This window comes from Sphaerisporangium sp. TRM90804, assembly GCF_029846175.1.
Classification (GTDB): domain Bacteria; phylum Actinomycetota; class Actinomycetes; order Streptosporangiales; family Streptosporangiaceae; genus Sphaerisporangium.
The window spans coordinates 38,902-62,826 of sequence record NZ_JARWAC010000029.1 but is presented as its reverse complement, the minus strand read 5'-3'; the positions used below and the strand labels follow the sequence as shown (position 1 = coordinate 62,826).

Genomic DNA, 23,925 nt, shown 5'->3' with positions numbered 1-23,925 from the left:
AGGATGGGGGTGGGGGTTCGGGGGGTGTTCATCGGGGGGTTCGGGGGAGGGTGGGGGGTGTTCATGGGGGAGGGATTTGGTCCTGGGGTACTGCTCTTCGTGTATTGGACAGGTGTGTGGTCATGAGCTCCTCTCTTTCCCGTCGTGAACTGCTGCGTTCGGCGACGGCCGGCACGCTGGGAATCGCCGTCGCCGGCAGCTTCGACGCGATCGCCGGGAGCGGCGTCGCGCAGGCCGCCGCAGAGGGCGGGACGCGCGGGGTGGTGGGGTACGGGGCGGTGGTCGCGGATCCGGCGGGGGTGCTGGCGCTGCCGCGCGGGTTCTCCTACTCGATCGTGGCCGAGGCCGGCAAGACGCTGCTGGAGTCGGGGGAGCCGACGCCGAGCGACGCCGACGGCACCGGGTGTTTCCGAGCGCGTGACGGCTTCGTGCTGGTCAACAACCACGAGATCGGCGGCGACGAGCCCTACCCCGTGCCCACCCTGCCCGGCCTGACCTACGACCCGGGCGCGCGCGGCGGCACCACCACCATCGAGGTCGACCGGCACGGGCGCCGCGTGCGCGAGTATGTCAGCGTCGCCGGGACGCACAACAACTGCGCGGGCGGCATCACGCCGTGGAACACCTGGCTCACCTGCGAGGAGACCGAGGAGCGCGCGGGCGGGGCGCTGCTGAAGGACCACGGGTACGTGTTCGAGGTCGACCCGTTCGACCGCGCGGCCAACCGCGACCCCGTGCCGCTGAAGTTCCTCGGCAGGTTCTCGCACGAGGCCGTCGCGGTCGACCCGCACACCTTCGTCATCTACGAGACCGAGGACGCGAGCGGCCCGAACGGGCTCTACTTCCGGTGGGTTCCGCCGAAGGGCTTCCGCGGGCGCAAGGGCGAGCTGCGTGCCCTGGCGCTGCGCGAGGGCGGCGACACCGCGGGCAGGCTGCAGGCCATGAGCTGCTCCAAGGGCGGCAAGCACGTCGCCGACCTGTCCCGGGCCACCCGGCCGGGCACCACGTACAAGGTGAGGTGGGTCGACGTGCCCGACCGGGACGCCGCCAAGGTCTCGGTGCGCAAGCAGTTCACCGACGAGCAGGTCACCCGCGCCCGCAAGCTGGAGGGGGCCTGGTGGGCCGACGGCGGCGCCTACTTCGTCTCCAGCTACGCGCGTGACGACGACGGCAGCGTCAACGAGCACGACGGCCAGGTGTGGTTCTACGACCCGCGCTCCGAGACCGTCGAGCTGAAGACGATCTTCGGGGTGAACCCCGACCCGGAGAAGGACACCGCCTACGACGGGCCCGACAACATCACCGTCTCCCCGTACGGCGGGATCATCCTGGCCGAGGACGGCGAGGGCGTGCAGCACCTGGTCGGCGTGACCAGGCGGGGCACGTCCTACCCGCTGGCCAGGAACGAGATGGACGACGGCGAGTTCACCGGCCCGACCTTCAGCCCGGACGGGAGGATCCTCTTCGCCAACATCCAGTCGCCCGGCTACGTGTTCGCCATCACCGGCCCCTGGCGCAAGCCGGGCGAGGGCGAGGACGACCACCACCACGGCCCGCACGGCCACTGACGGCCGCGCCGCCACCGCACCCCCCGCCGCCCCGCCCTCCACGAGAGGGCGGGGCGGTGTCGTTGCGGGCGGATTACTTCCCTATACCGGACATAAACCCGGATACATCTGTGTTGGTTGCCTAAGGCAATGACATATGTTTGCCCAAGGCAACTAGATGGAGCGCCAAGGCGACGCGGGAGATCCGTCCCGCGCCTCCACGCCCGGACCGCCCGGCGCTCGAAAGGAATCCGATGACAACCGCGGTACCGGCAGAGGCGGGGACGGTGGAAGCCCCGGCGGCGCCGATGACGCACCGGCAGATCCTCGAAGCCCTCTCGGGCCTGCTGCTCGGCATGTTCGTGGCGATCCTGTCGTCCACCGTCGTCGCCAACGCGCTGCCGACGATCATGGTCGACCTGCACGCCGACGGGACGACGTACACCTGGGTGATCACCGCCTCGCTGCTCGCCACGACGGTCTCCACCCCCATCTGGGGCAAGCTCGCCGACCTGATGAGCAAGAAGCTGCTGGTGCAGCTCGGTCTGGTCATCTTCGTCGCCGGCTCGGCCATCGCCGGAGTCGCCACCAGCTCGGGCATGCTGATCGGCGCGCGCGTGATCCAGGGCCTCGGCGTCGGCGGCCTCACCGCGCTCGCCCAGACGATCATGGCGGTGATGGCCTCCCCGCGCGAGCGCGGGCGCTACGCGGGCTACTTCGGCTCGGTCTTCGCCGTCGCCACCATCAGCGGCCCGCTGATCGGCGGCCTGATCGTGGACACCTCCTGGCTCGGCTGGCGCTGGTGCTTCTACGTCGGCGTCCCCTTCGCCGTCGTCGCGCTGATCGTCCTGCAGCGCACGCTCGACCTGCCCGTGCGCAAGCGCAGGGTGAAGGTCGACTGGGCCGGCGCGACGCTGGTCGCCGCCTCGGTCTCCCTGCTGCTGGTGTGGGTGTCCTTCGCCGGCACCAAGTACGACTGGGTGTCCTGGCAGTCGGCGGCGATGGTCGGCGGCTCGCTGGTGCTCGCCCTGATCTTCCTGCTGGTGGAGAGCCGGGCCGCCGATCCCGTCGTCCCGATCCGCCTGTTCCGCAGGAGCGCGATCAGCCTGGCCACGGTCGCCAGCCTCCTGGTCGGCGTCGCCATGTTCGGCGCGACGACCTTCCTCAGCCAGTACTTCCAGCTCGCCCGCGGCGAGACCCCCACCGTCGCCGGCGTGATGACCATGCCGATGATCCTCGGCCTGGCGGTGTCGTCGTACGTCACCGGTCAGATCATCAGCCGCACCGGACGGTGGAAGGCCCTGCTCGTGACCGGCGGCGTGGCGCTCACCGCCGGGTTCGGGCTCATGGGCGCGATGCGGTACGACACCGCGTACTGGCTCCTGGCCGTCTACATGGTCCTGATCGGCGCCGGCGTCGGCATGACCATGCAGAACCTCGTCCTGTCGGTGCAGAACCAGGTGGAGCCCGAGCAGCTCGGCGCGGCCAGCGCGTCGGTCGCGTTCTTCCGCTCGCTCGGCGGCGCCGTCGGCGTGGCCGTGCTGGGAGCGCTGCTCGCCCACCGCGTCGCCTCCTACACCGAGGAGGGCCTGGCCAAGGTGGGCGTCCGGGCCGTGCCGGGAAGCAAGGGGGCGGTCCCGGACATCGCGGCGCTGCCCGGGCCGGTGCGCACCGTCGTGGAGAGCGCCTACGGCCACGGGGTGGGCGACGTGTTCCTGTACGCGGCGCCGGCGGCGCTGCTGGCGCTGGTCGCCATCCTGTTCATCAAGGAGGTCCCGCTGCGCACCTCCGCCCTGAGCTCCGACGCCGCTGCGGGCGACGGCAATCTCCCCGGCCGCCACGCCCAGCGCGACGCCGGCGCTCCGGCCCCCGCGACGGCCCCGTCCGCCGCGGCCGTGAACGGCCACGGCGAGGCGGCCGCCGCGGTGCCGAGCGGGCACGGCGTATACGGGTTCGTCCGCGGCGCCGACGGCCTGCCGGTCGGCGGGGCGGCCGTCACGCTGATCGACGTGCGCGGCCACCAGCTCGGCCGCGCCATCTCCCACGCCGACGGCGGCTACGCCCTGTGGACGCCCGGGGGCGGCACCTACGTGCTGATCGCCTCCGCCGACGAGCACGACCCGCAGGTCGCCACCGTGGTGGTCGGCGCCGGACCGCTGGAGTTCGACGTCGTGCTCGCGGGCTCCGGCCGGCTGGCCGGAACGGTGACCGACACCGGCGGCGCGCCGGTCTCGGGCGCCATGGTCCTGCTGACCGACCCGCGCGGCGAGGTCGTCACCACCGGCGTCACCGGGCCTGAGGGGTCGTACGCCTTCGCCGGGGTGGTCACCGGCGCCTACACGCTCGCGGTGAGCGCCACCGGCCGCCGCCCCGTGGCGGTGCCCGTCGCGGTCGCGACCGGCCTGAGCCGGCAGGACGTCGTCCTGCCCCCGGGCGCCCACGTCCGGGGCACGGTGCGCGTCCGCGACGCCGGGCCGCTGGGCGCCGCGCGCGTGACGCTGCTCGACGCGGCCGGCGACGTCGTCGGCACCGTGACCACCGGCGAGGACGGCCGCTACGCGTTCGACGACCTCACCGGAGGCCAGTACACCGTCATCGCCACCGGCTACCCGCCCGTGGCCGGCGCCCTCGACCTCACCGGGCAGGGAGAGGAGGCGTACGACCTGTGGCTCGGCCATCCGGCACACTGGAGTGAGGAGGCGGCGCGATGACGGAGACACAGGCCATCCCGGTGGACGAGCGGGCGGCGTACCACGCGGTCGAGCGGCAGCTCGGCGTGCTGTTCCGGCGGTCGCGCGCGCTGTCGGCCGAGGTCGGCCGCGCGGTGCACCCCGAGCTGGAGCCGGGCGCCTACAGCCTGCTCGTGCGCATCGACGAGGCCGCCCCCGCGCGCTCCAGCGACCTGGCGGCCTACTTCGGCGTCGGCAAGGCGACGATCAGCCGCCAGCTCAAGGTGCTGGAGGAGCTCGGCCTCGTCGGCCGCCGCCCCGACGCCCTGGACGGGCGCGCCCACTTCCTGGCGCTCACCCCCGAGGGCCGCCAGCGCCTCGACCGGGCGCGGGCGGCCCGCCAGGAGCGGTTCTTCCGGCTGCTGGGCACCTGGCCCGAGGACGACGTCCGGCTGCTGGGCGAGATGCTGGCCCGGTTCAACGCCCTCGTCGAAAGCGAGGCGGGCCCCTGGGGCTCCCCCGGGTGAGGGGTCACCGGGTGGGCAGCGCGACGCCTCCGGCGTTGCCGGGCGCGTAGACCGTGATGCCCTGCGGGAGCGCCTTGAGCTTCTCGATCTCGGCGCAGGTGGTGCAGGCGTTGTAGCCGTCCTGCCGCGCCTTGTTGGCCTCGGCCTGGGCACGTGCCTGGGCGACCGCCGCCTGCGACTCGGCGAGCGACGCGAACGCGGCCTGCGCCCGGTCGACCGACGCCTGCACCTGCTGCGGCAGCGAGACCTTGACCAGGTTGAACCGGAGGTCGGTCAGGAAGGGCGCGCCGAGCATGCTCCGCAGGTCGCGGTCGAGCGAGCTGTTCACCGCCTCCTGGATCCTCGTCAGCGTCGCGTTGTTCTCCCGGGCCTCCATCCTGACCGTCTCCCTGGCGGCGCCGCTCTCCACGAAGGCGCAGGAGGAGACGAGCTCGGCGCAGCGGAAGGCGCCCACCTGGCTGCGCAGGGCGTTGTCCACCACCGGGCGGATGGCCTGGCCGAAGAAGGCCGACCAGCCCTCCTCGCCCTCGTACGGGTAGCGCATCTCGTTGTCCTGCCCGCGGAACCGGCGGGTGCCGAACTTGTCGTCGAACACCCGCAGCGTCTCGTGGTCGAGGTTCAGCGTGAAGTACAGCGTCCCCTCGATGCCCATGTTGACGCCGTCGCTGCTGGGGACGGTGACGACGTCCACACCGAGCAGCGTGCTGCGCTTGGCGTCGGCGGTGATCGTGTAGAAGCGCTGCTGGGCCGGGTACACGTGCACCTGGGACCACCAGCCGGTCCAGGTGACCCCGGAGGCCGGGTCGATGATCTGCCGCACGAGGTTGTCGTCGAACGGGCCGCCGTCGCGGACGACCGCGACCTCGCCGCCGTTGGTGCTCTCCAGGCCGACGAACAGGCCGATCACCGAGGTGATCGCGGTGATGACGGCCGTCGCCACCGCTATGGAGACGAGGATGGCACGTGTGTACATGAGGCCTCCTGGGCTGGATCAACCGATCTTCGGGATGGCACTCGCACGATCTGACCTAACCGTAGAAATCGTTGAACAATACGACAAGACTTTCCGGGAACATTTTTGTCCCCGGCCCGGCGCCTGGAGCCCGTGCCGTACGATCGCGCAAGCCGCCACGCCGGGACGTCGGGCGTGACCAGTGGTGATGAGGGGACCCCAGTCATTCCCTGCGAAGGGGAAAGCTTTGGGCATACTGTGTCCGCTTATGGAGACGCGCTGGGTCGGCCCGGACGGCTACGAGGTCACATCCGCGATGCGTGGGCATCGCCAGGTTCTCCGCCTCCGCCGCCATGGCGAGTACGTCGTCGACTGCTTCTCGGTGGAGGAGCTGCGCGCTTTCGTGAACCTCGCCGATCTCTGCGAAGTGATCAGCCTGCCCTTCGGCCGGCGCCCCTCGCGCCCCCGCGAGGAGGCGTTCCGCTAGGCCCTCGGCGGCCCCCCGCGATGGGCGTTCTGATTCGCGTCGGCCGCGGGGTCCGTGTATGGTTGCACCTGTCCGCAGCGCACGCGGTAACGCGAAGCGCAGGCAGGGCAAGCCCCTTTAGCTCAGTCGGCAGAGCGTCTCCATGGTAAGGAGAAGGTCTACGGTTCGATTCCGTAAAGGGGCTCGACAGCGCGAACGCCCTTCCCGGGTTTATCGGGCGGGGCTTTTCGCTTGGGTGGGTGCGCCCGCCGGCGGTTCGGCACAAAATAGGAGAAGTGTGGGAGCCGCGCTATCAGGCATACTGGGAGTACCGGGCCCGCATCGGACGGCGCGTACGCAGTGCGCGATCGTCGTACAGGTCGGGTATCCTTGCCGAGGCCGGTCGGGTTCGACGGCCTGAGGCGGAGTAGCTCAGTCAGGCAGAGCAAGCGGCTCATAATCGCTGTGTCGCCGGTTCAAGTCCGGCCTCCGCTACTACCCTGCCAGGTCCCTCTGTATCGAGGTGCCGGGTTCGGGTTGTCCATGTGTCCCAAACGTAGAAAGGCACTCCCACGTGGCTGCCACCGACGTTAGGCCGAAAATCACGCTGGCCTGCCAGGAGTGCAAGCACCGCAACTACATCACGCGGAAGAACCGGCGCAACGACCCGGATCGCCTGGAGCTGAAGAAGTACTGCCCGAACTGCAAGTGCCACCGGCCTCACCGCGAGACCCGCTGACACTCCCGGGCCGCCGCCCGCCTCGCCGAGGCTCGCGGCGCTCGCAGGCCACGGCCCGACGCCGCGCACCCTCACGGTGAGCGCACGGGCCGTCGGCCGTTCGACGCACGGTGGTCCAAGGTGCGGCGCCCCCGGGGTTCCCGGTGACCCAGGCGAAGGCGGTTCTGTTAGCCTCGGCCTGGTCATCCGGCACTGCGAAGGGGCTCCGGCACGATGGCTCTGAACCGTGACTACATCGGGCGCACGTACCCTGCGCCGGCACCCTACGAGGTGAGCCGGGTCAAGATCAGGGAGTTCGCCGCCGCCATCGGCGACCAGAACCCCATCTACCGCGACCCCGAGGCCGCGCGCGCCGCCGGTCATCCCGACGTCGTCGCCCCGCCCACCTTCCCCATCGTCTTCAGCCTGTCCGGCGCCGGCGAGGCGTTCGCCGACCCCGAGCTCGGCCTCGACTACTCGATGGTGGTGCACGGCATGCAGCGCTTCGAGTACGCCCGGCCCGTCTACGCCGGCGACGAGCTGCTGTGCACGTCGACGATCTCCGAGATCCGCAGCGTCGGCCGCAACGAGATGCTGACGATCAAGAGCGACGTCACGACGGTGGCCGGCGAGCCCGTCTGCACGACGTACAACACGCTCGTCGAGCGCGGAGGGGCGGCCTGACCATGACGTCGACGGTGAAGTACGACCAGATCGAGGTCGGCCACGAGATCCCCGCGGTCGACTACCCGGTCCACCGCGTCAACCTCGTCATGTACGCCGGCGCGTCCGGCGACTTCAACCCCATCCACTGGAACGAGCGCCACGCGCAGGCCGTGGGCCTGCCCGACGTCATCGCGCACGGCATGTTCACGATGGCCCAGGCCGGGCGGTTCGTCACCGACTGGGCGGGCGATCCCGGAGCTGTCGTCGACTACGGCGTGCGGTTCTCCTCCATGGTCGTCGTCCCCGACAACGAGGCCGGCGCGGTGATCAGCGTGAGCGGCGTCGTCGAGGAGAAACTCGACGGCAACCTCGTGGTCCTGGCGCTCACCGCCCGGTCGGGCGACGCGCGGGTGCTGTCCCGGGCGCGCGCGACGGTCCGGCTGGCCTGATCTGGCCTGAGCCCGCCCGGGGCCGGGTGACGCCCGCCACCCGGTACGCGCGCGGTGTCCTGAATGCATCCGCCGCAGGTGGGTAATGGGGCGAGCGTGACTGAGGCACCGAAGCATGTACAGGGGCTCGCCGAGCAGCGGGCGAAGGCCAGGGCGGAGCGCGACTTCTCCGCGGCGGACATCCTGCGCCAGGAGATCGAGGACGCCGGATGGGTGGTCCGCGACTCCGGCGACCGGTTCGAGCTGGCCCCCAAGCCGCCGTTCAAGGTGTGGCCGAAAGTGGAGTCCATCCCGGCGTCCGAGGACGGCGAGCCCCGCGGCGAGGGTTCCGACGTGACCGAGGACGCGGCCGGGGGCCGGCGCGCGAACGACCGCCCCGAGGACGACCAGGCGGGCGCGCACCCCGAGCGGGGCCGGCCCGAGGGGGTGGCCGACCAGGTCGAGGAGCACGTCGGCACCGAGAACATGGTCGCCTCGCAGGTGCTGTGGGACTCCAGCCTCGCGACGTCCAGGATGGACCAGGCGATCAGCGCGGCGGCGACCGCCCAGGAGCACGACGAGACGCCCAGCGCGACGGTCACCGTGGGCCTGCTGGTCGACGGCCACCCAGCCGACCTGCGCAAGTGCCTCGACGCGCTCATCTCGCACACCGACGCCAAGATCCTCGCCCTGGACCTCGGCGACATCGACGGCGCGGGCACCGTGCTGCACGAGCTGGCCGAGCGGCACCCCGAGCGCGTCGCGGCCTGGCACGTGGCCGAGACCCCGCACTGGCGGGGCGGCTCGGCCGGGTGGGGCGCGAGCCGGAACAAGCTGCTGGAGCTGGACGACCGCGAGATCCACGTGGCGATGGAGACCTCCACCATCCTGGACGGCGACGCGCTGACGCCGCTGACCGCCGCGCTGCGCGGCGACGTGGTGGCCGCCGGGTGGAAGGGCGTCGACCCCGACGACGACGGTCACAACTGGCACGAGGCGGGGCCCGGGCAGGTCAGGGCGCTGCTCGGCTACCTGATCGCCGTGCGCCGCGAGGAGGCGCTCAAGGCCGGCGGGTTCCCGGCCGAGGCGCGCTACTACCGCAACGCCGATCTGGAGTTCTCCCTCGCCCTGCCCGGGAGGGTCGTCGTGCCCGAGGGCGAGCTGCCCGTGCACCAGGAGCGGCACCACGCCTACCACGACGTCGATCCCGGCTACCGCGACCGGGAGTCGCGCCGCACCTACGACCGCGTCCTCGGCCTGCTGCGTTCGGTCTAGGCTGGGGAGCCGGCGCGCCCGCGCCGGCGTCCACGTGCGGGGGAAGGTGCATGGCTGACCGCGTTGCAGGGGTGCGGCTCGCGCCGTACACCACGTTGAGGGTGGGCGGGGCCGCCCGCGCGTTCGCGACCGCCCACTCCGGCGAGGAATTGGCCGCGCTGGTGGCCGAGGCCGACCGGCGCGGCGAGCCGGTGCTCGTGCTCGGCGGCGGCAGCAACCTGGTCGTCTCCGACGCCGGCTTCGACGGCCTGGTGGTGCGCGTCCGCTCCCGCGGGGTCGAGATCGCCGAGGAGCGGGGACGGGTCGTGCTCACCGCCGAGGCCGGTGAGGACTGGGACGCCCTGGTCGCCCGCACGGTGGCCGAGGGCTGGTCCGGCGTGGAGTGCCTGTCGGGCATCCCCGGGCTGGTCGGCTCGACGCCGATCCAGAACGTCGGCGCCTACGGGCAGGAGGTCGCGCAGACCGTCTCGCACGTCCGGGTCTACGACCGCCGGGCGGGCGAGGTGCGTGATCTCCGCGCCGAGCGGTGCGGCTTCGCCTACCGGCACAGCGCCTTCAAGGCCGACCTGTCGCGGTACGTCGTGCTGTCGGTGGCGTACGTGCTTGAGAGGTCCGGCCGGTCGGCGCCGGTCGCCTACAAGGAGCTCGCGGCGCGGCTCGGCGTGCGGCTCGGCGCCACCGTCCCCCTGCACGACGCGCGCGCGGCCGTGCTCGACCTGCGCCGCGGCAAGGGCATGGTACTGGACGCCGCCGACCCCGACACCTACAGCGCGGGGTCGTTCTTCACCAACCCCGTGCTGGCCGCGCCGGAGGCCGAGGAGCTGGAGCGCAGGGCGCCCGGCCACCCCCGCTGGGACATGCCCGACGGCGGGGTGAAGGTGCCCGCCGCCTGGCTCATCGAGCACGCCGGCTTCCACAAGGGCTACAGCCGGGGGCCGGCGCGCATCTCGACCAAGCACACGCTGGCGCTGACCAACCCCGGCGGGCCGGCGGTCACCGGCTTCCCCACCGACCCCGAGGCGCTCGCGGGCTCTCCCACGGCCCCCGCCGCGCCCCAGGAGGCGCCGGCCACGGCCGCCGACCTGCTGGCGCTCGCGCGCGAGGTCAGGGAGGGCGTCCAGGCCAAGTTCGGCGTGACGCTGGTCAACGAGCCGGTCCTGGTGGGGCTGGAGCTCTGAGCCGCCCCACCGGGGCGCGGGGGCACGGGCCCGCCGCTACATGAGGGCCTCGGCGAGCAGGACCACGCCGAACACCGCGAACCCGGCGGCGGCGCCGTAGCGGATGACCTTCTCCGGCAGGCGGGTGCCGACGACGCGCCCGACGGCGATGGCCAGCGCGTCGGCGGCCACCATGCCGACCGTCGAGCCGATCCACGTGCCCAGCCAGCCGTGCTGGGTGGCCAGGGTGATGGTGGCGAGCATGGTCTTGTCGCCCAGCTCGGCCAGGAAGAAGGCCACGGTCACCGCGATCAGGGCGCTGCGCGTCGTGCGCCTGGCCTTGGCGGACTCCTCGTCGGTGAGCTCGTCGCCGCGCAGCGTCCACAGCGCGAAGCCGAGGAACGCCAGGCCCGCCACGATGGTGACGGCGGTACGCGGCAGCGCGTCGCCGATGAGCCCGCCCACCCCGACGCTGAACAGGTGGACCACGGTCGTCGCGATGGTGATGCCGGCGAGCACCGGCCATGCCTTGAAACGGGTGGCGAAGGTGAGTGCCATGAGCTGGCTCTTGTCACCGAGCTCGGCGACGAAGACGACGCCGAGACTGATCCAGAACGCTTCCACGAGGGGGGGTCGCCCTTTCCTGTCACGCGACCGGGCCTGAACGCGGAGCACCGGGGGATCTACCGGGTACGACGTCTTCGGCCCGGCAGCATTTACGTGTGCTGCTGGGCCGAAGGTCTCGTCCGCCTCGGTGAGGCTCGCGTGGCCGGGCTTTCGCCAGCGTGTCGACCGACGCGATTGGGACTACTCCCCTTCGGTGTTCACAACCCTAACGGATGCGCTAAAGGTCGCATTCCGTCGGGCGGTAAAAGATTTCGGCGCCGGTCAGCCGAGCAGCGACAGGCGGTGCGCCGTCGCCGCGGCCTCGCCGCGCGTGGAGACGCAGAGCTTGCCGAGGATGTTGGACACGTGCACGCTGACCGTCTTCGCCGAGATGAACAGCTCGCTCGCGATCTCGCGGTTGGAGCGGCCGAGCGCGACGAGCCGCAGCACCTCCAGCTCGCGGGGGGTCAGGTCGGCGCCCGGCACGGCGGCCTGCGGGCCGGCCGCGCCTTCGGCCAGCACCGCGCCCACCCGGCGGCCCAGCGACTCGATCTCGACGAGCAGCGGCCGGGCGCCGAGCGCGCGGGCGAGCGGGTACGCCGCGCGCAGCCGCGCCGCGGCCCCGTCGCGGTCGCCGGCCTTGGCGGCCGCCACGGCGGCCTGGGTCAGCGACCTGGCCCGGGGGTAGGGGCGTCCCACGCGTTCCCAGGTGGCCGCCGCCGCGTCGAACTCGCCGCGGTACATGAGGCGGAAGGCCTCGGCCACCGGCCCGGAGGCGGTCATGGTGGCGGTGAACGCCTCGGCGCGGGCCCAGGACTCCCGGGCCCGGTCGGCGTCCACGGCGGCGGCGGCGTCGACCACCAGGCGGGCCTGCGCCATCGCCCGCCACCCGAGCATCGCCTTGCTGGAGTGGGCGTTGCCGGACGCCGACAGCAGCTCGTCGGTGATGGTCAGCGCGCCCAGCGGGTCGCCGCGCAGCAGGCGCAGCTCCACCGCGAGCCGGATGTCGGCCATCCACTCCTGGGCGGGCTCGGCGCGTTCGCCGTGCAGGGCGCCTATCTCGCCGAGGATGCGTTCCAGCAACTCGACCTCGCCCCGCGCGGCCGCGATGTCGGCGCGCACCCGCAGCAGGTGAGCGCGGGTCCTCGGGATGGGGTCCATGGCGGCCACGCTCTCGATCACCTCGACGGCCTCGTCCCAGCGGCCGAGGCACTCCAGCGCCTCGGCGCGGTTGTTGGCCATGAAGGTGCCCGAGACGCGGTAGCGCCCGTACTTCTTGGCCAGGGCCTCGCCTTCCAGCGCGAGCAGCACCGCCTCCTCGGAGCGGCCGAGGTTGTTGAGCGCGTCCACGTTGTTGCCCATGGCCCGCATCACGATGCGTCCGGCGTGCAGCCGCTTGCCGATCTCGATGGCCCGCGCGTTGGTGGCCAGCGCCTTCTCCAGCTCGCCGGCCAGGGAGTGCCCGAGCGTGAGGTTGACCAGCAGGTCGGCCTCCAGGCACTCGTCGCCGAGCTCGCGGGAGATGCCGAGCGCCTCCAGGGTGAGGGCGGAGCCCTCGACGGTCTGGTTGACGAACATCAGGAACGAGCCGAGCCGCATGAGCACCTGGGCGCGCGTGGCGCTGGGGTGCGGCACCAGTCGCTCGGCGTAACGAAGATCCTCCAGGCCGCCCCGCCTGCCCTTGTCGATCTTCATCTGCGCCCAGCGGACCATCAGCGTGGCCACCCGCTCGGGCTCGGCGGTCTCGTCCAGCTCGGCGAGCGCGCCCTTGACGAACTTGACGCCGCGCTCGGTCTCGCCGCTGATGACCGCGGCCTCCGACGCCAGCTCCAGGATCGTCGTGTGGTCGACCCCGATGCGCCCGGCGGCGTCCGGGACGCGGTCCCACAGCGAGAGCACGCGTTCGAGGAGCTGCAGCTGCTCGGTGTAGGCGAACGCCATGGCGGCCTTGCTCGCGGCCTCCCACGCCGAGATCAGCGCCCACAGGTTGTCGCGCGCGGAGTACCAGTGGTGGGCGATCTCGATGGCGGCGCGGCCGGGCGGCACGAGCCTGCGGTCGCGGTCGATCTCCTCGGCGAAGCGGGCGTGCACGCGGTTGTGCTCGCCGGGCAGCATCTCCTCGTGGACGGCCTCGCGGATGAGGGCGTGCCGGAAGGCGTACGCGCGCCCGTCGGCGACCTGCAGGACGTTGGCGGCGATGGCGGGGCGGAGCGCGTCCTCCAGCTCGACGTCCGACATGTCGGCCACGGCGGCGAGCAGCTGGTGGGAGACGCGGTTGCCGCCGGCGGCGGCGACGCGCAGCACGCGCTGGGTGTCCTCGGGCAGCCGTTCGACCGAGTTGATGATCAGGTCGTGGAGCGACTCGGGCAGGCCGCTGTCGTCGTCCTGCTCCAGCAGGGCCTCGACGAACAGGGGGATGCCCTCGCTGCGCTGGTAAACCGCCTGCACGTGGGCGAACTCCGGCATGCTGCCCCGGATGCCGGCCATCTGCGCGGCGACCTCGCCGAGGCTCAGCCGGGGCAGGTCGAGCCGCACCACGCCCTCGACGCGGCCGAGCTCGGCCAGCACGGGCCGCAGGGGGTGCTGGCGGTGCAACTCGTCGGAGCGGTACGTCATGACGATGAGGACCGGGGCGGTTCGCAGGTTGCGGCTCAGGAAGGCGATCAGGTCGCGGCTGGAGCGGTCGGCCCAGTGGGCGTCCTCGATGACCAGGATCACCGAGCGACGCTCGGCCAGGCGCTCGAGCAGGGTGAGGAACTGTTCGAACAGTCGGGCCCTGCCGGTCTCGGTCTCGCGGTCGCCGGTCGGCTCGCCGAACTCCGGCAGCAGCCGGGCCAGGTCGCGGGCGGCGCCGTCGGGCAGCAGCGCGGCGACCTCGGCCGCGCCCATCTCCCTGACGAGCTGGCGCAGCGCCGCGGTGAAGGGCGCGTAGGCGAGGCCTTCGGTGGACAGCTCGACGCACCCGCCGATGAGAACGTGCGCCCCTGTGTGGCCCGCCTCCTCGGCGAAGCGGGTGACCAGGCGGGTCTTGCCTCCGCCGGCCTCACCCCCGAGGAGCACGGCGGACGCCGCCTGCTTGCGTGCCTGCTCGAATGCCTCGGACAGCGTTCGCAGCTCGGTTTCCCGGCCTACGAAGACGGGACTCACCATCCGACCGACCATGTCAGCAAGCATGTCACGCGCATGAAATCTGTTCGCCCTATTTATCCAGCGGCTTAACCCGGGTCTGGGGTCCACGAGGTGATGCCCGGCCGGGAGGGAGGGTTCCGGCCGGGCATTCGTGTCCACGGACTCGCCCGCAGCGCGGCGGACCGTCGCAGGCCCGCCCGGTCGGCCCGCTGGGAGGCGGCCCGGCCGGTGCCGGTGAGGCGCGCTCCGGCGCGGACCCCCCGGCGGGCGCGCTGACCGGCGTGCCCTCGCGGACGCCATCGCCGTCCCGCGACGGCGCACCAGGCCGTCACGTGGTGCGGAGCTTGCCGAAGACGACGCGGCGCCGCTCGGTGCCGCTCTCGCGCGCCTTCCTGCCGGCGACGGCCTCGCGGGCGCGGCGGTGGGCGCCGGCCTCGTTCTGGAGTTCGGTCCTGCGGTGGACGATGAGCTGGTAGTGCAGTTCGGGAGCCATTTCGGCGTTCTCCTTGTGTCGTCTTTCTCTGGTAACTCAAGACTCGGCCTAAGGTGCCCCGGCCCACATCGGGCGGATGCCCTATCTCGCCGGCCGGGAGGGCGTAAGGCGGCCTAAGACCCCCGGGCCCGCGCCTTAGGCGCCCCCGCCCCGGCGCCTCCCATCGTGCGCGGGGCGGGCCGACGCGGGGCGGCGCCCCGGAGACCGCCGGATGACATCCGCCGGAAATCTGACCGTCGCCGCAGGTCGCGGCGTCGGCGACGCCGCGCGCGGCTCCGGCGCCGCGTCCGGTTTGGAACAATCGGGCTGGTCGGCGATGCTGGGGGCGTGTCAACACTGACGACTCCGCTCGCCGAGGCCGCGTCATCGAACGCGGCTTTGCGGGCATTGCTGCACGGTCTGCCGGGCGTCGACCGCGTGGGCGCCGACCAGCGCGCCGCGATGCTCGGCACCCGCTCCATCAAGACGACCGCCAAGGCGCGCGCCATCGACCTGGCGATCTCCATGGTCGACCTGACCACCCTTGAGGGCGCCGACACCCGCGGCAAGGTGCGCGCCATGTGCGCCAAGGCCGTGCGCCCCGATCCCGGCGACCCGTCCGTGCCCAAGGTGGCCGCGGTCTGCGTGTACCCCGACCTCGTCGAGCAGGCCGTGCAGGCCCTCGGCCGGTCGGGCGTGCGGGTGGCCAGCGTCGCCACGGCGTTCCCGAGCGGCAGGTCCTCGCTCGGCGTGAAGGTGGAGGACACCGCGTTCGCCGTGGCCGCCGGCGCCCACGAGATCGACATGGTGATCGACCGCGGCGCGTTCCTCTCGGGGGACTACCGCAAGGTCTACGAGGAGATCGCCGCCGTCAAGGCCGCCTGCGCGCGCGACGGCGAGGGCGAGGACGCCCACCTGAAGGTGATCCTGGAGACCGGCGAGCTGGCGACCTACGACAACGTGCGGCGCGCCTCCTGGCTGGCGATGCTGGCCGGGGCCGACTTCATCAAGACCTCCACGGGCAAGGTCTCCCCGGCGGCCACGCTGCCGGTGACGCTCGTCATGCTGGAGGCCGTGCGCGACTTCCGCGCGGGGACCGGCCGCATGGTCGGCGTCAAGCCCGCGGGCGGCATCCGCACGACCAAGGACGCCATCAAGTACCTGGTGCTGGTCAACGAGACCGCGGGCCCCGACTGGCTGGACCCCGCGTGGTTCCGCCTCGGTGCCTCCAGCCTGGTCAACGACCTGCTGATGCAGCGCCAGAAGATGGCCACCGGGCGCTACGCCGGTCCCGACTACTTCACCCTCGACTGAGGCGGCCCCGCATGTTCGAATACGCACCGGCGCCCGAGTCGCGCGACGTCGTCGACATCCAGCCCTCCTACGGCCTGTTCGTCAACGGCGAGTGGGTCGACTCCCTGGGCGGCGAGCGGCACAAGACCATCAACCCGGCGAGCGAGGAGGTGCTGGCGGAGTTCTCCTACGCCGTCGAGGCCGACGTCGACCGCGCCGTCACGGCGGCGCGCAAGGCCTACGACTCGGTGTGGAGCCGCCTGCCCGGCCGCGAGCGCGCCAAGTACCTGTTCCGGATCGCCCGCATCATCCAGGAGCGCGCCCGCGAGCTGGCCGTCCTTGAGTCCCTCGACAACGGCAAGCCGATCCGCGAGTCGCGCGACGTCGACCTGCCGCTGGTGGCCGCGCACTTCTTCTACTACGCCGGCTGGGCCGACAAGCTGCGCTACGCCGGGTTCGGCCGCGGGGACGGCCTCGGCGCCGAGCCCCGGCCGCTGGGCGTCGCGGCGCAGATCATCCCGTGGAACTTCCCGCTGCTCATGCTGGCCTGGAAGATCGCGCCCGCGCTGGCCTGCGGCAACACCGTCGTGCTCAAGCCCGCGGAGACCACGCCGCTGACCGCGCTGGCGTTCGCCGAGATCTGCCGGCAGGCCGACCTGCCCCCCGGCGTGGTCAACATCGTCACCGGCGCGGGCGAGACCGGCCGGGCGCTGGTCGAGCACCCCGACGTGAACAAGGTGGCATTCACCGGCTCCACCGAGGTGGGCCGCATGATCGCCCGCACGGTGGCGGGGACGCGCAAGAAGGTCACCCTGGAGCTCGGCGGCAAGGCCGCGAACATCGTCTTCGACGACGCCGCCCTCGACCAGGCCGTCGAGGGCATCGTCAACGGCATCTTCTTCAACCAGGGCCACGTCTGCTGCGCGGGTTCGCGCCTGCTGGTGCAGGAGTCGGTCGAGACCGAGCTGCTCGACGCGCTCAAGCGCCGCCTCTCGACGCTGCGGCTCGGCGACCCGCTGGACAAGAACACCGACATCGGCGCGATCAACTCGGCCGCCCAGCTCGACAAGATCAGGTCGCTCAGCGACGCGGGGGAGCAGGAGGGGGCCGAGCGCTGGTCGGCGCCCTGCCCGATCCCCGACAAGGGTTTCTGGTTCCCGCCGACCCTGTTCACCGGCGTCGCGCAGTCGCACAGGATCGCCCGCGAGGAGATCTTCGGCCCGGTGCTGTCGGTGCTCACCTTCCGCACCCCCGCCGAGGCGGTCGAGAAGGCCAACAACTCCCCGTACGGCCTGTCGGCCGGGGTGTGGACCGAGAAGGGGTCGCGCATCCTGTGGATGGCCGACAAGCTGCGCGCGGGCGTGGTGTGGGCCAACACCTTCAACCGCTTCGACCCCACGTCGCCGTTCGGCGGCTACAAGGAGTCCGGATACGGCCGCGAGGGCGGCCGTCATGGGCTGGAGGCGTATCTCGATGTCTGAGCCGTGCGAGCACCGCAGGGGGCCGCGCAGGGCCCGGCGGGCGCAGGCGGCCCAGGGGCGCGCCTACGCCCGTCCCGCGCGTGCCGCCACGACCACCCGCCGCGGCTGGTTCGCCCACCGCTGCGGGGTGAGCCGCTGCCACCAGGTGGCCATGGCCGCGCGGCTCTCCTTCGAAGAGACCACCTGGAGGAGCGATGACTGAGCCGGGCAGGCTTGCCGTGCGCAAGACGTACAAGCTGTACATCGGCGGGGCGTTCCCGCGTTCGGAGAGCGGAAGGTCCTACGCCGTGACCTCCTCCAAGGGCGACTTCCTCGCCAACGCCGCCCGCGCCTCGCGCAAGGACGCGCGTGACGCGGTGTCGGCCGCCCGCAAGGCGTTCCCGGGCTGGTCGGGCGCCACGGCCTACAACCGGGGCCAGATCCTGTACCGGATCGCCGAGATGCTGGAGGGGCGCCGGGCGCAGTTCGCCGCCGAGGTCGCCGACGCCGACGGCGTCTCGGCCCGCAAGGCGGGCGAGCTGGTCGACGCCGCGGTCGACCGGCTGGTCTGGTACGCGGGCTGGTCCGACAAGATCGGCGTGCTGCGGGGGTCGGCCAACCCGGTCGCCGGGCCCTACTTCAACCTGTCCAGCGCCGAGCCGACCGGCGTCGTCGCCGTGGTGGCGCCGCCGATGGGGCCGCTGCTCGGCCTGGTCTCGGTGATCGCCCCGGTGATCGTCACCGGCAACACCTGCGTGGTGGTGGCCTCCGAGCGGGCGCCGCTGCCGGCGATCACGCTGGCGGAGGTGCTGGCCACCTCCGACCTGCCCGGCGGCGTGGTGAACCTGCTGACCGGCAGGGCGGCCGAGCTGGCGCCGTGGCTGTCGGCCCACATGGACGTCAACGCGGTCGACCTCACCGGCTGCCCCGACGAGCTGGCGGTCGCGTGCGAGAAGGACGCCGCCGAGAACCTCAAGCGGGTGCTGCGCCCGGCGGGGAAGGTCGACTGGCTGGCCGAGCCCGGCATCGAGCGCATGACGGCGTTCCTGGAGACCAAGACCGTCTGGCACCCGATCGGCGTCTGAGCCGCCGCACGGCCCCTTTCGAAGGCCCCGGAGCCCGGTCCTCGCGACCCGGCGCCGGGGCCTTCCGCGTCTGGCGCGCGGTGTTCTGATCCCGTGCGCGCAAACAATTCACCCCGCGATGAGTTTGGTCTATGGTGAGCTCGACACTGAGAACTCAACAGGTGGTGAAAAATGCGCGGGATCATCCAGATCTTGGTGGGCGTCACGTTCGTGGGCATGCTGTTCGCCGGCTCGTTCCTCGGCGCGCTGAGCAACCCCGAGCCGCACGGCGTCCCCGTCGCGGTGGTGGGTCCGCCGCAGGTCGTCGAGCGGCTGGCCGCGACGCTCGAACAGCGCCGGCCGGGCGCCTTCGAGCTGTCGGGCCACGCCTCCGAGCGAGAAGCGCGCGCCGCGCTGCTCGACCGGGAGGTCGACGGCGTGCTGGTGTCGCAGGCGGGCAGGCTGGTCGTCGCCGGGGCTGCGGGACGGACGACCGTCACCGTGCTCACGACGGTGTTCGGGGAGGCCGCCAAGGCCCAGGGCGGCCGGCTCACCGTCGAGGACGCCGTGCCGCTGCCGCCCGGCGACGCGGGCGGCGTCTCGGGCATGTTCTACACGCTCGCGCTGGTCGTCCCGGGTCTCGCCCTGGCCCTGCTGCTCGCCCGGGAGGCGCCGGGCCTCGGGCCGGGCGCCCGGGTGGGCGTGATGGCCCTGGGGTCGGCGCTGGTGGGCGCCGGTAACGCGCTGCTGGCCGACGTGGCGTTCGGCGCGCTGCCGGGCGACCTCGCCGCGCTGGCCGCCGTCTCCGCCGCGCTGACCCTGACCATCGCCCTGGTGGTCGCCGGGCTCCTGCGCGTGGTGGGCGTGGCCGGCGCGGGCCTGGCCGCCATCCTGTTCATCCCCATCGGGCTGCCCGCGGGCGGCGGGCCGCTCGGCGCGCGCTTCGTGCCCGAGTGGTACGCGGCGATCGGGCAGGCGCTGCCCGTGAGCGCGGGCGCCGAGGCGGTGCGCAATGTGGTCCACTTCGGCGGGGCGGCCCTGGGGGCGCCCGCCGCCGTGCTCGGGGTGTGGGCGCTGGCGGGGCTGGCGCTGCTCGTGGCGCCGGCCCGGCGCGGCCGGGACGAGCGGGTCGGCGCGGCCCTGCCCGCGGCCACCGCCGGCGTCTGAGCGCCGGCGTTCATCGTGAGGTCACCCTCACCGGGCGGCTACGGCGGCGGGGCGGGCCGCCCGGGCGGGTGGATCAGCGGGACTGGAGGGCGTCGAGGGCGACGGCCATCGCGATGACGAGCCGGCGGTCGAGCCGGGGGTCGTTGACCTCGACGGCGTAGCGGTCGCGCAGGCCCCACCTGCGCTCCACCGAGAAGCCGATCTGGGCCCCCTGCTTGAAGTCGAAGTGGTACGGCAGCCACGACAGGGAGTCGACGAACCGGCGCACCAGGCTGACCACGAAGTTGCGCTCCTGGCCGGTGAGGGTGGGCAGGCCCGGCTGCTGGAAGTGCCAGGTCGAGCGGAGCAGCGAGGCGGCGAAGTCCTTCTTGAAGAAGCCGATCGGCTGGCCCGCGTGGTCGACGACGTCGTACCCGCTGCCGAGGTCGAGCACCTTGCGCGCCTTGAAGCCGGCCAGCACGTACTGGCGTGACTCGTCGGTGTACAGCGTGACCTGCTCCTTGAACGCCATGCGCTTCTGCTCGGCGAACGCGACCATGGGGCCCTGCGAGCCGTCGGGCTCCTCCAGATGGACCACATAACGGTTCACCATCATGGTGATCTTCTGGCGCACGACGAGACGTCGTTGCGCCTGCAGGATGGGCAGATCCACTTTGCTCTCCATGGTCAGGGGATTGCCACCCTAAGGGGTCGTGGCCCTGTTCACCGCACGTGCGGTGGGGGTGGCGTGGGGCTGTGAATGACTTTTCCGGAACGGGGCAGAGGTACCGATCGTTGGACTTCACGAAACGGGAGAAGAAACGGGGAGAGATACATGCACAGATCAAGACAGCACAAGGTGATCGCCGGTGTCTGCGGCGGTCTCGCCGAGAAGTGGGGCATGCGGCCGTCGATGGTGCGGCTGCTGTTCCTCCTCTCGTGCATCCTGCCGGGCCCGCAGTTCGTCGTCTACCTGGTGATGTGGGTGTTCGTGCCGAAGGCACCGGTCGGCGCGGGCTACAACCAGTACTCCCGGCGCTGATCGTTCGGTTGTAGGACGTATGCTCGGGCTCGTGAGCGAACGAACCCTCCGCGCACGGCCCCTGGCCCTCGTCCAGGACGAGCTCGTCGACTACGAGCGGGCCATGGAGCGCATGTCGGAGCTGGTCGAGGCGCGTCAGCGCGACGACCTGCCCGACACGCTCTGGCTGCTCAGCCACCCGCAGGTGTTCACGGTCGGAAAGCGCACCGCCGCCGAGCACCTGCCCGATCCCTCGTACGGCATCCCCGTCGTCCCGACCGGACGGGGAGGCCAGCTCACCTACCACGGCCCCGGGCAGCTCGTGGGCTACCTGATCGTCAAGCTCCGTGACGGCGAGGGCGTCGTCGACTACGTCCGCGAGGTGGAGAACCGCCTCGTCGAGGCTCTGGAGAAGCTCGGCCTCGCCGCGGAGCGCCGCGAGACGCCTCCGGGGTCGGAACTGCTCACCGGCGTGTGGACCCGCGAGACCGGCCGCAAGATCGTCTCGATCGGCATGCGGGCAGGCCGCGGCGTCACCAGCCACGGCTTCGCCCTCAACGTCGACGGCGACCTCGAGCCCTGGCACTACGCCGTGCCGTGCGGCATGCCGGAGGTCGACATGACCTCCCTGGCCCGCGAGCTGGCCGAGCCGCCCGTGCTCGCGCACGTCCGCCGGGTCGTCGCCGAGGCGTTCGAGGCCGCCGCGCCGCGGTGAGCGGGCGACGGCCGCGAGCGTGAGGGGCGGCGTCAGCCGACGGGAGGCTTCTCCCCGGCCGGGGCCGCCTCGTCGATCGTGCGGCGCGGGCCGGCGAACCAGCGTCGCGCCGTCAGCCGCCACCACAGGCCGATGGCCACCAGCACCGCGCCCACCGCGATCGGCGCGTAGTTGACCGACGTCCAGGTGAAGTCCGGGTGGCCGGGCACGCCGGCGGGGCTGATCGGCAGCACGAAGTAGACCGAGATGACGGCGATCTCGATCACCGCGATCCAGCAGAACACCCTGTACCTGCGGCCCAGCGTCCACGGGCCGGGCCTGAAGCCGTCGCCCATGCGCAGGCGCAGCCAGATCGGGATGAGGAAGGCCAGGTACAGGCCGATCACCGCGATCGAGACGACGGCGAGGAACGCCACCGGCGTGGTGGTCCCGGGAGGGGCGTACAGGGCGGGCAGCGTGATCAGCAGCGCGACCGCGCAGCCGGCGATGATCGCGTTCACCGGCGTGCGGTTGCGGTCGACGCGCGACCACAGCCGCCACCCGGGCACGGCGCCGTCGCGGGAGAACGCGTACGTCATGCGCGACATCGACGTCACGCAGCTCATCCCGCAGAAGAACTGCCCGATCGTCGAGATGCCGAAGATCACGGTGGCCAGGGCCGGCGTCAGCGAGGAGGTGAAGATCGCGCCGACGAACCCGGCCTCCTCGTTGACCGCCGCGACGTCGGTCGCGGCGAACAGGAAGGCCAGCAGCAGGATCCATCCGCCGATGGCCGAGTAGAAGATCGACCTCCACAGGCCCTTGGCCGCGCTCATCGCGGCCCCGTGGGTCTCCTCCGACACGTGCGCGCAGGCGTCGAAGCCGGTGATCGTGTACTGGGTGAGCAGGAAGCCGAGCGGCAGGACGTACAGCCAGAACATCGGGCCCGAGGCGCCCTCGCCGAACCCGGAGTTGTTGAACCGCTCGAACAGGAACCCGACGCTCTGGTGCTCCGACGGCCCGAAGATCAGGATCCCCACCACCACGGCCGCGCCGACCACGTGCCACCACACCGAGACGTTCTGCAGCACCGAGATCAGCCGGTGGCTGTAGATGTTGATCAGCGCGTGCAGCACCAGGACCACCGCGAAGAGCAGGAACGTCTGCCGCAGCGGGTCGCCCTGCGCCCAGCTCTCGCTGAACCGGCCGATGGTGATGTTGAGGAACGTGGCGCAGCCGTAGTCGACCGACGCGGTGACCGCGATGAGCCCGATCAGGTTGAGCCAGCCGGTGAACCAGCCGTGGATCGGGCGGCCCAGCTTGGCGGCCCACCAGTAGATGCCGCCCGCCGTGGGGTAGGCCGACACCAGCTCCGACATGCACAGGCCGATGATGAGGATGAACACCGAGATCAGCGGCCATCCGACCGAGATGGCGATGGGGCCGCCGTTGTTCCACGCCTGGCCGAAGGTGGTGAAGCACCCGGCGAGGATCGAGATGATCGAGAAGGAGATGGCGAAGTTGGAGAAGCCGCTCCAGGTGCGGGAGAGCTCCTGCTTGTATCCGAGTTCGGCCAGGCGTTCGGCGTCGTCGTCGAGGGCGGAGGGCTGGGCCATTTAGGCCTCCTTGGGTGGTGCGGGGGGTGCGGGTGGTGCCTTTCGCGGGACGCGGGACGGTCGCCTGCCCCGCACCGCGTCCATCAGGGAGCCGAAGCCCGGGTCGTCGAGGTCTCGTACGGCCTGGGCGAACTTGTCCGCGGCCTCGGCCTCGTAGTCGAAGCCGGCGGCCGCGGCGTGCTCGGCCAGCAGGCCGTGGTGGACGCTGAACCACAGCGTCCACGTGATGTTGGACATGATCAGGTGCAGCCTGACCCTTGCCGCCGGATCTTCGTCCCCGAAGTAGGCGCGCGTCAACCGGTCGACCATGTCGGGTTCGAAGTCGGCCTCCGCGGCGATGTCCCCGAGCTCGAAGGCGGGGTCGTTGTTGCCGGAGAGCTGGTAGTCCACGATGCGGACCGTCGTGCCGTCCAGGATGAAGTTCTCCGGCAGCAGGTCGTTGTGGCAGGGCACGGTGGCCGGCGGCCGGGCCGCCAGCGCGTCCTCGATCTCGGCGACGGCGGGCAGCCGGTCCTCGTACCCGGCGGGGGTGCCCAGCCCGTGCCGGCGGCAGAGCGCCAGCAGCTCCTCCTGCTTACGGAAGATCGAGAACTCGGTGGCGAAGCGCGGGCCCGCGTGCAGGCGGCGGCAGGCCTCCGCGATGCCCTCGGCCATCGCGGGGTCGCGCACGGCCGGCGCGTCGAGCGTGGGGCCGTCGATGTACTCCAGCAGCACGGCGCCGGGCAGCGTGAGCAGGACCCGCGCGCCGACGCCGGTCTCGGCGGCGCGGGTGGTGTTGACGATCTCCAGGTCGAGCGGGATGCCCAGCCCGGCGGCCGACACGCGCGGGTCGAGGACGCGCAGCAGCCAGCGGTCGCCGTCCTCGGTGTCCAGGCGCAGGATGCGGTGGCTCAGGCCGCCCTTGATCTGGGTAGGGATGACCGGCCGGCCGGCCCAGGCCACGACGCGATCGAGTGCCGAGGTGAGGGCATCTGGCACGGCGGGCCTCCTTTGGTCTACCTTCAGACCATTGATCGTCA

The 23,925-nt window shown here is 72.1% G+C and carries 23 protein-coding genes and 2 tRNA genes; 18 read left to right on the top strand and 7 right to left on the bottom strand.

Annotated elements, in window-relative coordinates:
* Positions 1-122 precede the first annotated feature (122 nt).
* From PYR91_RS31380 to PYR91_RS31370, 3 genes are all read left to right on the top strand, one after another.
* The gene (locus PYR91_RS31380; protein ID WP_279785740.1) at positions 123-1,568 is read left to right on the top strand and encodes an alkaline phosphatase PhoX; all 1,446 of its coding nucleotides are present in this window, start codon (positions 123-125) and stop codon (positions 1,566-1,568) included.
* A 233-nt stretch (positions 1,569-1,801) separates the two neighbouring features.
* Positions 1,802-4,258, top strand: a complete 2,457-nt coding sequence (locus tag PYR91_RS31375; RefSeq protein ID WP_279785738.1) for an MFS transporter — start codon at positions 1,802-1,804, stop codon at positions 4,256-4,258.
* Complete coding sequence (locus PYR91_RS31370; RefSeq protein ID WP_279785736.1) at positions 4,255-4,743, top strand: MarR family winged helix-turn-helix transcriptional regulator; 489 nt, start codon at positions 4,255-4,257, stop codon at positions 4,741-4,743. Before PYR91_RS31375 ends, PYR91_RS31370 begins: the two co-directional genes overlap by 4 nt.
* Positions 4,744-4,747: 4 nt before the next feature.
* On the opposite strand, the gene PYR91_RS31365 is transcribed toward PYR91_RS31370, so the two are convergent.
* Positions 4,748-5,716: an SPFH domain-containing protein gene (locus tag PYR91_RS31365; protein WP_279785735.1), complete on the bottom strand. Its 969-nt coding sequence runs from the start codon at positions 5,714-5,716 to the stop codon at positions 4,748-4,750.
* 247 nt (positions 5,717-5,963) lie between these two features.
* Between PYR91_RS31365 and PYR91_RS31360 the strand changes: the two genes are divergently transcribed.
* The 8 genes from PYR91_RS31360 (at position 5,964) to PYR91_RS31325 (ending at position 10,426) form a co-directional block, all read left to right on the top strand.
* Entirely contained in the window at positions 5,964-6,182 is a 219-nt protein-coding gene (locus PYR91_RS31360) for a transposase (RefSeq protein WP_279785733.1), read from the top strand.
* Positions 6,183-6,293: 111 nt separating this feature from the next.
* Positions 6,294-6,366, top strand: a tRNA-Thr gene (locus tag PYR91_RS31355).
* Positions 6,367-6,582: 216 nt separating this feature from the next.
* A tRNA-Met gene (locus tag PYR91_RS31350) sits at positions 6,583-6,656 on the top strand.
* A 79-nt stretch (positions 6,657-6,735) separates the two neighbouring features.
* A complete protein-coding gene (gene rpmG, locus PYR91_RS31345) occupies positions 6,736-6,900 on the top strand; it encodes a 50S ribosomal protein L33 (RefSeq protein WP_114028158.1) in 165 nt (54 codons plus the stop codon).
* Positions 6,901-7,113: 213 nt separating this feature from the next.
* The gene (locus PYR91_RS31340; RefSeq protein WP_279785728.1) at positions 7,114-7,563 is read left to right on the top strand and encodes a MaoC family dehydratase N-terminal domain-containing protein; all 450 of its coding nucleotides are present in this window, start codon (positions 7,114-7,116) and stop codon (positions 7,561-7,563) included.
* A 2-nt stretch (positions 7,564-7,565) separates the two neighbouring features.
* Positions 7,566-7,994: a MaoC family dehydratase gene (locus tag PYR91_RS31335; protein ID WP_279785726.1), complete on the top strand. Its 429-nt coding sequence runs from the start codon at positions 7,566-7,568 to the stop codon at positions 7,992-7,994.
* Between the two features lie 96 nt (positions 7,995-8,090).
* Positions 8,091-9,248, top strand: coding sequence for a hypothetical protein (locus PYR91_RS31330; RefSeq protein WP_279785724.1), 1,158 nt, complete (start codon positions 8,091-8,093; stop codon positions 9,246-9,248).
* A 50-nt stretch (positions 9,249-9,298) separates the two neighbouring features.
* Entirely contained in the window at positions 9,299-10,426 is a 1,128-nt protein-coding gene (locus PYR91_RS31325; RefSeq protein WP_279785722.1) for a UDP-N-acetylmuramate dehydrogenase, read from the top strand.
* A 36-nt stretch (positions 10,427-10,462) separates the two neighbouring features.
* On the opposite strand, the gene PYR91_RS31320 is transcribed toward PYR91_RS31325, so the two are convergent.
* The 3 genes from PYR91_RS31320 to PYR91_RS31310 all read right to left on the bottom strand — a co-directional run bounded on the left by PYR91_RS31320 (position 10,463) and on the right by PYR91_RS31310 (position 14,633).
* Positions 10,463-11,029 carry a TMEM165/GDT1 family protein gene (locus PYR91_RS31320; protein WP_279785720.1) on the bottom strand — a complete coding sequence of 189 codons (567 nt, stop codon included), beginning with the start codon at positions 11,027-11,029 and terminating at the stop codon, positions 10,463-10,465.
* A gap of 264 nt (positions 11,030-11,293) precedes the next feature.
* Positions 11,294-14,161: a helix-turn-helix transcriptional regulator gene (locus tag PYR91_RS31315; RefSeq protein ID WP_279785718.1), complete on the bottom strand. Its 2,868-nt coding sequence runs from the start codon at positions 14,159-14,161 to the stop codon at positions 11,294-11,296.
* A gap of 307 nt (positions 14,162-14,468) precedes the next feature.
* Positions 14,469-14,633 (bottom strand): hypothetical protein, encoded by a 165-nt coding sequence (locus PYR91_RS31310; protein WP_279785716.1) that lies wholly within the window; start codon positions 14,631-14,633, stop codon positions 14,469-14,471.
* A 336-nt stretch (positions 14,634-14,969) separates the two neighbouring features.
* Here PYR91_RS31310 and deoC point away from each other — a divergent pair, with 336 nt between their 5' ends.
* From deoC to PYR91_RS31285, 5 genes are all read left to right on the top strand, one after another.
* On the top strand, positions 14,970-15,926 hold the full coding sequence (gene deoC / locus PYR91_RS31305) for a deoxyribose-phosphate aldolase (RefSeq protein WP_279785767.1): 957 nt from the start codon (positions 14,970-14,972) through the stop codon (positions 15,924-15,926).
* Between the two features lie 11 nt (positions 15,927-15,937).
* Positions 15,938-17,386 carry an aldehyde dehydrogenase family protein gene (locus PYR91_RS31300; RefSeq protein WP_279785714.1) on the top strand — a complete coding sequence of 483 codons (1,449 nt, stop codon included), beginning with the start codon at positions 15,938-15,940 and terminating at the stop codon, positions 17,384-17,386.
* Positions 17,379-17,588 carry a hypothetical protein gene (locus tag PYR91_RS31295; protein WP_279785712.1) on the top strand — a complete coding sequence of 70 codons (210 nt, stop codon included), beginning with the start codon at positions 17,379-17,381 and terminating at the stop codon, positions 17,586-17,588. Before PYR91_RS31300 ends, PYR91_RS31295 begins: the two co-directional genes overlap by 8 nt.
* Positions 17,581-18,450, top strand: a complete 870-nt coding sequence (locus tag PYR91_RS31290; RefSeq protein WP_279785711.1) for an aldehyde dehydrogenase family protein — start codon at positions 17,581-17,583, stop codon at positions 18,448-18,450. Before PYR91_RS31295 ends, PYR91_RS31290 begins: the two co-directional genes overlap by 8 nt.
* A 171-nt stretch (positions 18,451-18,621) precedes the next feature.
* The gene (locus PYR91_RS31285) at positions 18,622-19,596 is read left to right on the top strand and encodes a hypothetical protein (protein WP_279785709.1); all 975 of its coding nucleotides are present in this window, start codon (positions 18,622-18,624) and stop codon (positions 19,594-19,596) included.
* Positions 19,597-19,669: 73 nt separating this feature from the next.
* Here the strand turns inward: PYR91_RS31285 and PYR91_RS31280 are convergent, their stop codons facing one another.
* Entirely contained in the window at positions 19,670-20,248 is a 579-nt protein-coding gene (locus PYR91_RS31280) for a hypothetical protein (RefSeq protein WP_279785707.1), read from the bottom strand.
* 162 nt (positions 20,249-20,410) lie between these two features.
* Here PYR91_RS31280 and PYR91_RS31275 point away from each other — a divergent pair, with 162 nt between their 5' ends.
* Entirely contained in the window at positions 20,411-20,617 is a 207-nt protein-coding gene (locus tag PYR91_RS31275; RefSeq protein WP_279785705.1) for a PspC domain-containing protein, read from the top strand.
* A 31-nt stretch (positions 20,618-20,648) separates the two neighbouring features.
* On the top strand, positions 20,649-21,311 hold the full coding sequence (gene lipB, locus PYR91_RS31270) for a lipoyl(octanoyl) transferase LipB (protein ID WP_279785703.1): 663 nt from the start codon (positions 20,649-20,651) through the stop codon (positions 21,309-21,311).
* Between the two features lie 32 nt (positions 21,312-21,343).
* Here the strand turns inward: lipB and PYR91_RS31265 are convergent, their stop codons facing one another.
* Together PYR91_RS31265 and PYR91_RS31260 are read right to left on the bottom strand one after the other, a co-directional pair.
* Positions 21,344-22,906 carry an amino acid permease gene (locus tag PYR91_RS31265; RefSeq protein WP_279785701.1) on the bottom strand — a complete coding sequence of 521 codons (1,563 nt, stop codon included), beginning with the start codon at positions 22,904-22,906 and terminating at the stop codon, positions 21,344-21,346.
* On the bottom strand, positions 22,907-23,884 hold the full coding sequence (locus PYR91_RS31260) for a phosphotransferase (protein ID WP_279785700.1): 978 nt from the start codon (positions 23,882-23,884) through the stop codon (positions 22,907-22,909).
* Positions 23,885-23,925: the final 41 nt, after the last annotated feature.

What these genes read in the sequence shown, in the direction of transcription:
- PYR91_RS31285 (WP_279785709.1), top strand. Translation starts at nt 18,622, where the DNA reads ATGCGCGGGATCATCCAGATCTTGGTGGGCGTCACGTTCGTGGGCATG.
- PYR91_RS31295 (WP_279785712.1), top strand. Translation starts at nt 17,379, where the DNA reads ATGTCTGAGCCGTGCGAGCACCGCAGGGGGCCGCGCAGGGCCCGGCGG.
- PYR91_RS31365 (WP_279785735.1), bottom strand. Translation starts at nt 5,716, where the DNA reads ATGTACACACGTGCCATCCTCGTCTCCATAGCGGTGGCGACGGCCGTC.
- PYR91_RS31335 (WP_279785726.1), top strand. Translation starts at nt 7,566, where the DNA reads ATGACGTCGACGGTGAAGTACGACCAGATCGAGGTCGGCCACGAGATC.
- PYR91_RS31380 (WP_279785740.1), top strand. Translation starts at nt 123, where the DNA reads ATGAGCTCCTCTCTTTCCCGTCGTGAACTGCTGCGTTCGGCGACGGCC.
- PYR91_RS31275 (WP_279785705.1), top strand. Translation starts at nt 20,411, where the DNA reads ATGCACAGATCAAGACAGCACAAGGTGATCGCCGGTGTCTGCGGCGGT.
- PYR91_RS31300 (WP_279785714.1), top strand. Translation starts at nt 15,938, where the DNA reads ATGTTCGAATACGCACCGGCGCCCGAGTCGCGCGACGTCGTCGACATC.
- PYR91_RS31340 (WP_279785728.1), top strand. Translation starts at nt 7,114, where the DNA reads ATGGCTCTGAACCGTGACTACATCGGGCGCACGTACCCTGCGCCGGCA.
- PYR91_RS31315 (WP_279785718.1), bottom strand. Translation starts at nt 14,161, where the DNA reads ATGGTGAGTCCCGTCTTCGTAGGCCGGGAAACCGAGCTGCGAACGCTG.
- PYR91_RS31370 (WP_279785736.1), top strand. Translation starts at nt 4,255, where the DNA reads ATGACGGAGACACAGGCCATCCCGGTGGACGAGCGGGCGGCGTACCAC.
- PYR91_RS31265 (WP_279785701.1), bottom strand. Translation starts at nt 22,906, where the DNA reads ATGGCCCAGCCCTCCGCCCTCGACGACGACGCCGAACGCCTGGCCGAA.
- PYR91_RS31360 (WP_279785733.1), top strand. Translation starts at nt 5,964, where the DNA reads ATGGAGACGCGCTGGGTCGGCCCGGACGGCTACGAGGTCACATCCGCG.
- PYR91_RS31375 (WP_279785738.1), top strand. Translation starts at nt 1,802, where the DNA reads ATGACAACCGCGGTACCGGCAGAGGCGGGGACGGTGGAAGCCCCGGCG.
- PYR91_RS31325 (WP_279785722.1), top strand. Translation starts at nt 9,299, where the DNA reads ATGGCTGACCGCGTTGCAGGGGTGCGGCTCGCGCCGTACACCACGTTG.
- PYR91_RS31290 (WP_279785711.1), top strand. Translation starts at nt 17,581, where the DNA reads ATGACTGAGCCGGGCAGGCTTGCCGTGCGCAAGACGTACAAGCTGTAC.
- PYR91_RS31310 (WP_279785716.1), bottom strand. Translation starts at nt 14,633, where the DNA reads ATGGCTCCCGAACTGCACTACCAGCTCATCGTCCACCGCAGGACCGAA.